General features: G+C 63.2%; 12 protein-coding genes, 1 tRNA gene, 1 other RNA gene and 1 pseudogene. 6 read left to right on the plus strand and 9 right to left on the minus strand.

Translation table 11 applies throughout. The annotated features are described in order from the left end of the window. From V7D81_RS20070 to V7D81_RS20080, 3 genes are all read right to left on the minus strand, one after another. The coding region (locus tag V7D81_RS20070) for a YihY/virulence factor BrkB family protein (protein ID WP_324319623.1) at nucleotides 1-1,259 on the minus strand (1,259 nt) is incomplete at its 3' end. Nucleotides 1,260-1,320: 61 nt separating this feature from the next. After that, nucleotides 1,321-2,304, minus strand: coding sequence for a sensor histidine kinase (locus tag V7D81_RS20075; RefSeq protein WP_324319625.1), 984 nt, complete (start codon nucleotides 2,302-2,304; stop codon nucleotides 1,321-1,323). Between the two features lie 105 nt (nucleotides 2,305-2,409). Beyond that, on the minus strand, nucleotides 2,410-3,309 hold the full coding sequence (locus V7D81_RS20080) for a phosphoribosylaminoimidazolesuccinocarboxamide synthase (protein WP_324319627.1): 900 nt from the start codon (nucleotides 3,307-3,309) through the stop codon (nucleotides 2,410-2,412). A gap of 148 nt (nucleotides 3,310-3,457) precedes the next feature. On the opposite strand from V7D81_RS20080, the gene djlA reads away from it, so the two are divergent. Both djlA and rpe read left to right on the plus strand, forming a co-directional pair. Further along, nucleotides 3,458-4,249, plus strand: a complete 792-nt coding sequence (djlA, locus tag V7D81_RS20085) for a co-chaperone DjlA (RefSeq protein WP_324319629.1) — start codon at nucleotides 3,458-3,460, stop codon at nucleotides 4,247-4,249. 23 nt (nucleotides 4,250-4,272) lie between these two features. After that, on the plus strand, nucleotides 4,273-4,965 hold the full coding sequence (gene rpe, locus V7D81_RS20090) for a ribulose-phosphate 3-epimerase (RefSeq protein WP_324319631.1): 693 nt from the start codon (nucleotides 4,273-4,275) through the stop codon (nucleotides 4,963-4,965). Nucleotides 4,966-5,144: 179 nt separating this feature from the next. Here the strand turns inward: rpe and crp are convergent. Then, nucleotides 5,145-5,780 (minus strand): annotated as a pseudogene (gene crp / locus V7D81_RS20095) (cAMP-activated global transcriptional regulator CRP); the annotation flags it as partial. A 173-nt stretch (nucleotides 5,781-5,953) separates the two neighbouring features. After that, complete coding sequence (gene coq7 / locus V7D81_RS20100) at nucleotides 5,954-6,574, minus strand: 2-polyprenyl-3-methyl-6-methoxy-1,4-benzoquinone monooxygenase (RefSeq protein WP_349257700.1); 621 nt, start codon at nucleotides 6,572-6,574, stop codon at nucleotides 5,954-5,956. Nucleotides 6,575-6,764: 190 nt separating this feature from the next. Between coq7 and rplM the strand changes: the two genes are divergently transcribed. The 4 genes from rplM (at nucleotide 6,765) to V7D81_RS20120 (ending at nucleotide 8,777) form a co-directional block, all read left to right on the plus strand. Beyond that, nucleotides 6,765-7,193: a 50S ribosomal protein L13 gene (gene rplM, locus V7D81_RS20105; RefSeq protein WP_324319635.1), complete on the plus strand. Its 429-nt coding sequence runs from the start codon at nucleotides 6,765-6,767 to the stop codon at nucleotides 7,191-7,193. 14 nt (nucleotides 7,194-7,207) lie between these two features. After that, complete coding sequence (rpsI, locus tag V7D81_RS20110; RefSeq protein WP_324319637.1) at nucleotides 7,208-7,600, plus strand: 30S ribosomal protein S9; 393 nt, start codon at nucleotides 7,208-7,210, stop codon at nucleotides 7,598-7,600. An 18-nt stretch (nucleotides 7,601-7,618) separates the two neighbouring features. Further along, a tRNA-Gln gene (locus V7D81_RS20115) sits at nucleotides 7,619-7,692 on the plus strand. 62 nt (nucleotides 7,693-7,754) lie between these two features. Then, nucleotides 7,755-8,777, plus strand: a complete 1,023-nt coding sequence (locus V7D81_RS20120; protein ID WP_324319639.1) for a quinone-dependent dihydroorotate dehydrogenase — start codon at nucleotides 7,755-7,757, stop codon at nucleotides 8,775-8,777. 4 nt (nucleotides 8,778-8,781) lie between these two features. On the opposite strand, the gene rpiA is transcribed toward V7D81_RS20120, so the two are convergent. The 4 genes from rpiA to ssrS form a co-directional block, all read right to left on the minus strand. After that, nucleotides 8,782-9,438: a ribose-5-phosphate isomerase RpiA gene (rpiA, locus tag V7D81_RS20125; RefSeq protein WP_324319641.1), complete on the minus strand. Its 657-nt coding sequence runs from the start codon at nucleotides 9,436-9,438 to the stop codon at nucleotides 8,782-8,784. A gap of 288 nt (nucleotides 9,439-9,726) precedes the next feature. Further along, nucleotides 9,727-10,188, minus strand: a complete 462-nt coding sequence (locus V7D81_RS20130; protein ID WP_324319643.1) for an EVE domain-containing protein — start codon at nucleotides 10,186-10,188, stop codon at nucleotides 9,727-9,729. After that, the gene (locus V7D81_RS20135) at nucleotides 10,185-10,874 is read right to left on the minus strand and encodes a 5-formyltetrahydrofolate cyclo-ligase (RefSeq protein WP_324319645.1); all 690 of its coding nucleotides are present in this window, start codon (nucleotides 10,872-10,874) and stop codon (nucleotides 10,185-10,187) included. The genes V7D81_RS20130 and V7D81_RS20135 overlap by 4 nt, the downstream gene beginning before the upstream one ends. Before the next feature lie 15 nt (nucleotides 10,875-10,889). Further along, nucleotides 10,890-11,075: non-coding RNA, 6S RNA (ssrS, locus tag V7D81_RS20140), on the minus strand. Between the last annotated feature and the right edge of the window lie 66 nt (nucleotides 11,076-11,141).

An 11,141-nucleotide genomic window follows, 5' to 3' on the forward strand; every position in this document is an offset into this window, starting at 1 on the left:
TGCGTCCGCATGGCGTCCTCCGCCTGACGCGCAGCATCGACCGCCGGGGCGATGTCGCGAATGCGGCTGAGGCGCGGCCCGTGCGATTCATGCCGCACGGCATCGATCACGTCGCATAGCGCGATCGTTCCCGGATCGCGCGCCGGCAGCCAGGTGTCGTCCTCGGCGATGACCAGCAGGCGGTGCTTCTCCAGTTCCGTCATGATCGGAGCGAGTGCTGCGCCGGGCAGTTCCAGGTGCTCGGCCAGGCGATTCGTGGTCCAGCGCGAGCCGGCGTTGTAGTCGCAAACGATCAGGTACATGACCGACAACGCGAGCCGTTCGCGCACGGTCGAGCTCAGCCGGATCTCGCCGCGTCCCGGGCGCAGGTATTGCGGATTCTGCACATAGAAGGCGAGCTGGGCGCCGAGCAGCAGCACCAGCCAGGAAACGTGTACCCAGATGAGCGCGACGATGACGACGGCGAAACCGGCGTAGATCACCATCGTGCCGCCCGAGGTTTTCACGAACGACGCCAGGATCATGCCTGTCGCCACCCAGGCAAAACCGGCCACGGCGCCGCCGATCAGCGCCGGTATGAAGCGCACGTGCGTGTTCGGAATGAAGCCGTACAGGAACGTGAAGACGCCCACCACCAGCAGGTACGGGCTGAGCTTGCCCAGCAGCGCCAGCAGCCAGCCGATGACCGGATAGTGCGACAGCGCCTGCATGAATGCGCTGCTGTTCACCGCGGCGAGCAGGCCGATGGCGCCCACCAGCACCGCCGGGCCGATCACCATCACGCTCAGATACTCGCTGAAGCGCCGGCCGAAGCTGCGCGGCTGATCGACGCGCCAGACGAAATTAAAGCTCTCCTCGACCTTCTGCACCATCGAGATGACGGTGTAGAGCAGGAAGATCAGGCCGATGGAGCCGAGCACGCCGCCGCGTACGTTGTCGACGAATTCCATCACCTGCGCGGTGATGTCGTAGGCCTTGTCGCCGAGCGGTTCGAGGAACGTGTAGAGCACCGGCTCGAGTTCGCGGTGATAGTCGAGGCCCTTGAGCACGGAGAAGGACAGGGCGATCAGCGGCACGATCGACAGCAGCGTCGTGTACACCAGGCTCATGGCGCGCAGCGTGAGATCGTCGCGCAACACGTCGCGGATCAGCGCGTAGGGATAGCGCAGGATGCGGGCCAGCTGCCAGAGCGGCTTGCCGATCAGCGATTCGGGCGGTTCGAACAGCCAGTGTTCGATGCGCGTGGCGAATGCGTCCATCATGAAGCATCAGCCTGACATGCCGCCTGTCATGCGGCAAGCCAGGGATGACGCGATGCCGTCACTGTGCGTCGGCGCCCAGCGTGAAGTAGAACGTCGCGCCGCGATCGGGCTGGGCTTCGGCCCAGATGCGGCCGCCGTGCCGCGCGATGATTCTCTGTACCGTGACCAGGCCGATGCCGGTGCCCGGAAACTCGGATTCGGCGTGCAGGCGCTGGAACGGACCGAACAGTTTTCCCGAGTACGCCATGTCGAAGCCGATGCCGTTGTCGCGGACGAAGAACACGCGTTCCCGATCCACCTGCTGGCTTCCCACCGTCACTCGCGCGGGGTCGGCGTGGGCCGAGTATTTCCAGGCATTGTCGAGCAGGTTTTCCATGGCGATCCGCAGCAGGCGCGTGTCGCCCTCGACGGTCATGTCGGGCGCGATGGTGAGTTCGACCTCGCGATCCGGATAGCGGTCGCGAATGGTGGCCGCCGCCTCGGTCGCGATCTGGGTGAGGTTCGTCGGCCGCGGCGTCATTTCGCTGCGGCTGATGCGCGAGAGATTCAGCAGATCGTCGATCAGCGCCGACATGCGCAGGCTGGCATCGCGTATGCGGCACAGATAATCGAGGTTCTTTTCATCGAGACTCGGCGGCGCGTTCTCGAACACGATCTGGCTGAATCCCGACATGCTGCGCAGGGGGGCGCGCAGATCGTGCGACACGGCGTAGGCAAACGCCTCCAGCTCGCGGTTGGCGGACTCGAGCTGCAGCGTGCGCGCGGCCACGCGATGTTCGAGGCTGGCGTTCATGCGACAGATCTGATTCTGCGATTCCAGCAGCCGATCGGTCGCCAGGCGTGCATTGCGCTCGTAGCGCTTGAGCAGCAGGTAGATGAAGGCCGCCGAGCCGAAGATGAACAGCCAGCCCTTGGTGGTCTGCATGCGCAAGACCGTCTCGGGCGGGAAGTGCATCCAGACCAGAGCCCGGTCGGTGAAGAAGATCCACAGCACGCCGAAGGTCAGGTACGCCAGTGCGACCGTGCGCGGCATGTGCTTCATGCGCGGCAGCTGAGCCTGCGCTGGCGGGAGAACTGCAGTGCCGTTCGACGCGCTTTCAGTCACGTGCAGCCTCCGATAAGGGGTCAGTGGGCGATCCGCTCGTCCTCAGGCGGTGAGCCGGCGCAGCGCCTCTGCATATTTTTCGCTGGTCTTCGCGATGATCTGCGGCGGCAGGCTCGGGCCGGGCGCACGCTTGTTCCAGTCGAGCGTTTCGAGATAGTCGCGGACGAACTGCTTGTCGAAGCTCGGCGGGCTGCTGCCCGGGACGTAGGTATCGACGGGCCAGAATCGCGAGGAGTCCGGCGTGAGCGCCTCGTCGATCAGTGTGAGGTGTCCTGCTTCGTCGACGCCGAATTCGAACTTGGTATCCGCAATGATGATGCCGCGCTTCAACGCATGCTCGGCAGCGAATCCGTACAGCGCCAGTGCGCTGGCGCGGACCTGCTCGGCGAGACCGTTGCCGATCGTGGCCACGACTTTCTCGTAGCTGATGTTTTCGTCGTGCTCGCCCTGCGGCGCCTTGCTCGACGGGGTGAACAGCGGCTGGGGCAGCTTGTCCGCCTGCTGCAGTCCATGCGGCAGAGAGATGCCGCAGACGATGCCGGTCTGCTGATAGTCGCGCCAGCCCGAGCCGATCAGATAACCGCGCACGACGGCCTCGATCGGCAGCGCCTTCAGGCGTTTGACGACCATGCTGCGATCTGCAATCAGCGCTCGCTCTGCGGCATCGGGGACAGCGCGTTCCAGCGGATAGTCCGTCAGATGATTCGGGATGATGTGCCGGGTGCGATCGAACCAGAAGCGCGAAATGCGTGTCAGAACGCTGCCCTTGCCGGGAATCGGATCGGGCAGCACGACGTCGAACGCGCTCAGACGATCGGTGGTCACGATCAGCATGTGATCGTCGTCGACGGCGTAGATGTCGCGGACCTTGCCCTGGTGAATGCGCTTCAGGGACGTGAGGTTCGATTGCAGCAGCGGCGGCGAGGCAGTGGTCGCGGACATCGAAGGACCTTGCAAGTGAGGCGGCGCAAGATTTCGCGGTCCCGGCAATCGGGCCGCTGCTACCATTGCGGGACTGTAGCCGCGGCGATTGTCGCAGCGGGCAGGGTAGGGCTTCAAGGTTTCGAGTGTCGGGGTACAGCCGGGCATGATGTGGCAGGGCAAGGCATTGGGGGCGGTCGTTGGCGTGGTTGCCGCGGGTCCCGTGGGTGCCCTGTTCGGCACGTTCATCGGTCATCTGTTCGACGTCGAGGCGGAAACGCGTCAGCGCAGTACGCGGCCGCGCGAGGCGGCCATCGGTGTCCAGGAGGCGTTCTTCCGCGCCACGTTCCAGACGATGGGACACATCGCGAAGGCCGATGGCCGGGTATCGGAAGAAGAGATCCGTGCCGCACGCGCGATGATGGGCGAGCTGCGACTCGGCGAGCGCGAAATCCGCTTCGCGATCGATCTGTTCACGCAAGGCAAGGCTGCGGATTTTCCGCTCGATGCGACGCTGCATCAGCTCTACCGCGCCTGCCGGAATCGTCCCGATCTGTGCCGCATGTTCATGCAGATCCAGCTGCAGGCGGCCTTGTGGGGCGGTGGCCTGCATGCGCCAGCACGGCGCGTACTGAGTCGCGTTGCGAATGCACTGGATATCTCGGCCTACGAGCTGGTGCAGATGGAGGCGTTGCTGCGCATGCAGCAGTCGGCACGCCAGTCGAACGAGTCGCGCAACGCAGTCGATCGTGTCGCGCAGTCGTATGAGGTGCTGGGCGTGCAGTCGTCCGCCTCCGATGCGGAAGTCACGAAGGCCTATCGACGGCTCATGAATCAGAATCACCCGGACAAGCTGCACGCCAAGGGGCTGCCGGAATCCATGATGAAAATGGCCGAAGAAAAAACGCGACAGATTCGCGCGGCCTACGAAGTGCTGCGCGAAGCGCGCGGCATGAAGTGAACGAATCGCTGGAGCAAGAATTTATGAGTTCGCAGATCAAACCCTGGATCGCGCCTTCCATTCTGTCGGCGGATTTCGCGCGGCTCGGCGAGGAAGTGCGTGCGGTGCTGGAAGCCGGCGCCGACAGCATCCACTTCGATGTGATGGACAATCACTACGTGCCCAACCTGACCATAGGGCCGTTGGTGTGCGAGGCGCTGCGCAAGCACGGCATCACTGCCCCCATCGACGTGCATCTGATGGTGAAGCCCGTCGACCGGATCATTCCGGACTTCGCGGCGGCCGGCGCCACCTGGATCTCGTTCCATCCGGAAGCGAGCGAGCACGTCGATCGCACGCTTGCGCTGATTCGCGATCACGGCTGCCGGCCGGGGCTGGTGTTCAATCCGGCGACGCCGCTCAACTGGCTGGATCACGTCATGGACAAGGTCGACATGATCCTGCTGATGTCGGTGAACCCCGGCTTCGGCGGCCAGAAGTTCATCCCGTCGGCGTTGCAGAAGCTGCGCCAGGTGCGCGAGCGCATCAAGGCGAGCGGCCGGGAGATCCGGCTGCAGATCGATGGTGGCGTGAAGGTCGACAACATTCGCGAGATCGCGAGTGCCGGGGCGGATACGTTCGTGGCGGGCTCGGCGATCTTCGGCGCCAGGGATTACAAGGCGACGATCGATGCGATGCGGGCGGAGATAGCGAAGGCGGGCGGGGAGGCTGCCTGAAGGCAGCGCCCGGGACGCGAGAAGGTCCCGGGCTGCAGGAATCGCGGCGAATCTTATTCGTCGTCCTCGTCGTCGAAATCATCTTCATCGTCGTCATCCGCACGACGATTGTTTGCCACCGGGCCGCGGCCAGCCGTGGCGGCTGCAGCAGCGAGCGGCGGCTTGGTCTTCATCTTCGGGCGGGCGCCGTAGACCACGATGGTCTTGCCCGTGGCGCGCAGCAGGCCCTGGTCTTCCAGCACCTTCAGCACGCGGCCGGCCATTTCGCGCGAGCAGCCGACCAGTCGCGACAGTTCCTGTCGGCTGACCTTGATCTGCATGCCTTCCGGATGCGTCATCGCGTCCGGTTCGCCGCACAGATCCATGATCGCGTGGGCGACGCGGCCGGTAACGTCGACGAAGGCCAGATCGCCGAGCTTGCGGTTGGTGCGATCGAGACGGGTGGCCAGCTGCGTGGCGAGTTCGAACACCAGGCCCGGGCTTTCGGCGGCGAGCTGGCGGAAGCGGGGATACGTCATTTCGGCGAGCTCGCACTGCTGGCGAGTACGCACCCAGGCGCTGCGCGTGGGCTGTTCGTAGAAGAGTCCCATTTCGCCGAAGAACTGACCCTTGTTGAGGTAGGCGAGCACCATCTCGTTGCCTTCCTCGTCTTCGATCATCACTTCGACGGAGCCGCTGACGATGTAATACAGAACGTCCGGCAGATCGCCCGCGTGGATGACAACCGTTTTCGAAGGCACTGTCCGGATGCGGCAGTAACTCAGGAACCGGTTGATGGCCGGTATATCGCTCAACGGCCTTGCGCCCTCTTCCATACTCACCCCTGCGTGGTGTCGTGATTAGCTGGACAAGTTAATGCGAATTCTCTTGCGGGCCTTTTAATACAGTATGCAGTGTTACCGCAAGCTCCTGATTATGCGCGACTAGGGATTCGCTGATTCGCGCCGCCGTGGCTTCGACAACAGGTAAGGCTCCGGAGTCGTATGGTTCAGATCCAGCGCGCGGTACGCGTCATGACTTTCGCGGTCGCTTTCATTAGCGCGCGGGTCAGCGAAGGAAGTGCGGCGCCGCCGGCCTGCATCGCATTGGCTCCATGTCGCGCTTCATCCGCGCTCATCTGATTGACGATGGCTCGCGTGCGGCGATCGTCATCGGGCAGTTCCTGCAGATGACCTTCGAGATGCTCGACGACCTGCCGCTCGGTTTCTGCCACGAAGCCGAGACTCGTTCGATCGCCGGCGAGGCCGGCGAGTGCGCCGATGGCGAACGAACCGGCATACCAGAGCGGATCGAACAGGCTGGTGCGACCGCCCATCTCGCGGACGCGCTGCGAGCACCACGCCAGATGGTCCGCTTCCTCGCGACCGGCCTCGAGCAGCGACTCGCGCAGGTCGGGGTCGCGGGCAACGAAGGCCTGTCCCTGGTAGAGGGCCTGCGCGGCCACTTCGCCGGAATGATTCACCCGCATCAGGCCGGCCACCTTCCGCCGGTTTGCAGGCTGGTCGACGGTTTCCTCGATCCCGTCGGCCGGATAGGGCCGGCCGGCCTGATGGACCCGGAACAGGGTTCGCAGGGCCTGATCTGCGGGTTCGACCAGCCTGTCGATCAGGGAAAGTACCCGGTCGTGACCGGGTCCGGAGGAGGGCGAGGTGGGCATGGGCCACATTATATATGTCGACCTCTGCAGGCCTTCGGGGCGGCTCCGATGCAGGGTTCCGATCGGTTTGCAATGCCGGGACTCGTCCATTAGACTTGCCGGCCTTTTCGCCCCCTGGGCAGAGAATTTCCCGGAGAATTCAATGAGAACCGTATTCGCCAACGAGGCGACGGTGCGCCGCGACTGGTACGTCGTGGACGCGTCAGGCAAGACCCTTGGCCGTCTGGCATCGCAGCTGGCCATGCGTCTGCGCGGCAAGCACAAGGCTTCCTACACGCCGCACGTCGATACGGGCGACAACATCATCGTGCTCAACGCGGGCAAGGTGCGTGTCACCGGCCAGAAGCTGACCGACAAGTTCTATCACCATCACACCGGCTACATGGGCGGCCTCAAGACCACGAGTCTCGAGAAGCTCCTGCAGAAGCATCCGGAACGTGCGATCGAATTCGCCGTGAAGGGCATGCTGCCGAAGAACCCGCTGGGCCGGAAGATGTTCAAGAAGCTGCACGTGTTTGCCGGTGCCGAGCATCCGCACACCGCCCAGCAACCGAAAGCGCTCGAGATCTAACAGGCAATTATCCAATGGCAGTTTCGACGAATTACGGCACCGGCCGTCGCAAGACCTCCACCGCCCGCGTTTTCCTGCGTGCGGGCTCGGGCAACATCACGGTCAACGACCGTCCGCTCGACGAATTCTTCGGCCGCAAGACCGCCCGCATGATCGTGCGCCAGCCGCTCGAAGTCGTGCAGCTCGAAAACAAGTTCGACGTGAAGGTCACGGTGAAGGGCGGTGGCACCACCGGCCAGGCCGGCGCGATCCGTCACGGCCTGACCCGCGCCCTGATGGAATACGACGAAACCCTGCGCAAGCAGCTGCGCGATGCCGGCTACGTCACCCGCGACGCCCGTGAAGTCGAACGCAAGAAGGTCGGCTTCCGCAAGGCCCGCCGCGGTACGCAGTTCTCCAAGCGTTAATCGTTGCGATCCAGCTATTGGGGGATCGTCTAGCGGTAGGACTACGGACTCTGACTCCGTCAACCTAGGTTCGAATCCTAGTCCCCCAGCCAAAACGCAAAGGGCCCGGTCTTCCGGGCCTTTTTCGTTTCTGTCGTCGGTGCCGAGCCTGATCATGTCTTCTGGTATCTATCCCATTCTCCGTCCGCTTCTGTTCACGCTGCCGCCCGAGCGTGCTCACGCGCTCGCCCTGTCATCGTTGCAGTTCGCCCATCGATTGCATCTGACGGGCGCATCGCTGGGCGATGAAGGGGAGACGGTTTCTCTCATGGGGCTACGTTTTCCGAATCGTGTCGGCCTTGCCGCGGGATTCGACAAGAACGCCCGCCATATCGACGCGCTCGGTTCGCTCGGATTCGGATTCATCGAGGTCGGCACGGTGACGCCTCGTGCTCAGGCCGGTCAGCCGTTGCCGCGCCTGTTCCGCCTTCCCGGGCAGCGAGCGCTCATCAATCGCATGGGCTTTCCCAATGAAGGGATGGATGTCGTCGCCTCGCGCCTGGCGCAGCGCAGGTACCCGGGCGTGCTCGGAATCAACATCGGCAAGAACGCGGCAACACCTCTCGAACAGGCGGTCGATGACTACGTGGCCTGCTATCGCATGCTCGCCGGGTACGCGGACTACGTGGCGGTGAATGTATCGTCACCCAACACGCAGGGTCTGCGTCAGTTGCAACAGGTCGACAACCTGCGACCGATTCTGTCGGCACTGGTCGAGGAACGTCAGCAGGTGGCAACGCACACAGGCCGCAGCGTGCCCTTGCTCGCGAAGGTCTCGCCGGATCTGACGGAGGCGGATCTGACCGCCATTGCGCAGCTGCTGATCGAGTTGCAGATCGATGGCGTGATCGCGACGAACACCACTCTCAGTCGACCCGCTAACGCAGGTGCCACGGCCGGCGAGTCGGGCGGATTGAGCGGAGCGCCATTGCGGAAGCTGGCGCGCGACGCAGTCGCGACGCTGCGAGCGGTCGCCGGCGATCGACTCGCGATCATCGGGGTGGGCGGGATCGCATCGGGCGACGATGCGATCGGCATGCTGAAGGCGGGAGCCGATCTCGTGCAGATCTATTCGGGATTGATCTATCGCGGCCCAGGGCTGATCGGCGAACTGCGCCGGGCGCTGCGATCGCGCTGATCGATCAGGGCAGTGTCTTCGGTCCTGCATCCGTCCCCAGGATGAGGACATCCGCGGGCCGGCGGGCAAACAACCCCACAGTGACCACCCCTGCGATCTGATTGATCGCATCCTCGAGGGCGACCGGATCGGTGATCCGCAGGTCATGCACGTCGAGAATCTGGTTGCCGTTGTCGGTGATGACGCCCTCGCGCCAGACCGGTCGTCCGCCCAGCGCACGCAGGCGTCGCGCCACATAGGAACGTGCCATCGGAATCACTTCGACCGGCAGCGGGAACTTGCCGAGCACCTCCACCAGCTTCGAATCGTCGGCGATGCAGATGAAGCGGCGTGATGCGGCCGCCACGATCTTCTCCCGCGTCAGTGCCGCGCCGCCGCCCTTGATCAACCGCAGCTGGCCGTCCGACTCATCGGCGCCGTCGATATATACGTCCAGGTCGCCCGCCGAATTGAGATCGAAGACCTCGATGCCGTGCTTCTTCATTCGCTCGGTGGAGGCCTCCGAACTCGATACGGCACCCTGAATGCGCAACTTCCGCGCAGCCAATGCGTCGATGAAATGATTCACGGTGGAGCCGGTTCCGACACCGATGATGGTGTTCTCTTCGATGTAGGCGAGGGCGGCGATGGCTGCCTGCTGCTTCTTCTGGTCCGAGTTCATGAGTTGATCCCGCTGCGCGCGTGCGCATGAAATGCCTGTTTTTCCAGCCCCGGAAACGACTGTGCCCGCTTTCGCGGGCACAGTCTTCATCTACATCAACAAGAAGAGAACTTACTTCTTCTTGGCAGCCTTCTTCTTGCCGCCCTTCTTCTTTGCTGATTTCTTAGCTTTAGTTGCCATAGTCATTAATCTCCATGTCGAGTTAGTCCGGGCGCAGTATATACATAAATTGAAAATGGCAAGCAAGAGGTGTATGCGAAATTGTTGTTCGGGTTCACAACGCGATGCTCATGCGAGTGATGCGATGAACTCGAACTCCGACTTCGTCACCGGTGTGACCGAGAGTCGATTGCCTCGCTTCAGCACGATCATGTTCTTCAGTTTGCCCTTCTCGTGCTTGCGCAGTTCCTCGAGCGAGATGACCTCATCGAACTTGCGTTCGAGCTGCACATCGACCGAGTACCAGCGCGGATTGTCCTTCTTGCTGTCGGGATCGTAGTGATCGTCCTTCGCGTCGAAGGCCGATGGGTCGGGATAGCCTTCGCGCACCACCTTCACGATGCCGGCAACGCCCGGCACGTCGCAGCTCGAGTGATAGAAGAACGCCAGATCGCCCTTTTTCATCTCGCGCAGGTAGTTCCGCGCCTGGAAATTGCGAACTCCGTCCCATCCTGTCGTGCTTTTCTTCGCTGCGGCCAGGTCATCGATGCTGAAAGTGCCCGGTTCGGATTTCATCAACCAGTAGTTCATGGCGTCTCTCGGTCAGAGTTTCGAATGGGTGGACGACGTAACGGGTAGTAACCGCGCTCGGTGACGACCGCATCGAGCGGAACATCCCAGGGTTGGGGTTCGATGATGGGCACGCGTTGGAATTCGTAGGCAACGCCGATCAGCCTGGGTCGTCGCCAACGGCGGTCGGTGCGCAGGTGGCTCAGGTGCCGATCATAGAAGCCCGCGCCACTGCCGAGTCTCCAGCCGCGCGAGTCGACGGCGACCAGCGGCAGGAGAACGACATCGAGTCGGTGGGCCGGAATCACCCGCGCCCGATGCAATTGCGGTTCGTGAATACCGAAACGGTTGCCGCGCAGTGATGTGTCGGTCTCGAACGGCACGAAATGCATCGAGCCCTTCGCGATGCTGCTGATGACAGGCAGGCAGAGGCGACTGCCTCGCTGGCGCGCCAGTGCGATGGTGGGTGCGAGATCGATCTCGCCGCCATAAGCGAAGTAGACGGCGATGCGCGCGGCATGGCGCAGGATGCGGTGACGCGAGATCACCCGGGCAAGACTCGCTGCGGCCGCAGCACGAGATGCCGCGGGCAAGGCGCGCCGACGCTGGCGCATCTCCTGGCGCATCTCGCGGCGCAGGCGATCCCTGTCGAGGTCGGATTTCCGATTCGGGAAACCCGCGGTGCCGTAGGAATCGGATGAGTTCATCCGGAGGGAAGGGCGGCGCCACCCGCCTGTGCCGTTGGTGCCATTGCTCTCGACACGGAGCAATAGGTGGGGCGCAGCCACGTCAACTCAGGCTTCCCGTACAGGACGGACATGCTCAATGCTGACGCGAGACCGAACCCCTGGGTATCAACGTTAGGGTCGAGAGGTAACCCGACACCGTGTCGAACACCGCAGGCGGCGCCATAGAGAATCTACTAACAACGAATCGCTGGTAACAATGAGGGGTTCCCCGTGATTGAGGGCGCC

It is taken from the genome of Povalibacter sp., assembly GCF_036735925.1.
Taxonomy (GTDB): Bacteria; Pseudomonadota; Gammaproteobacteria; order Steroidobacterales; family Steroidobacteraceae; genus Steroidobacter.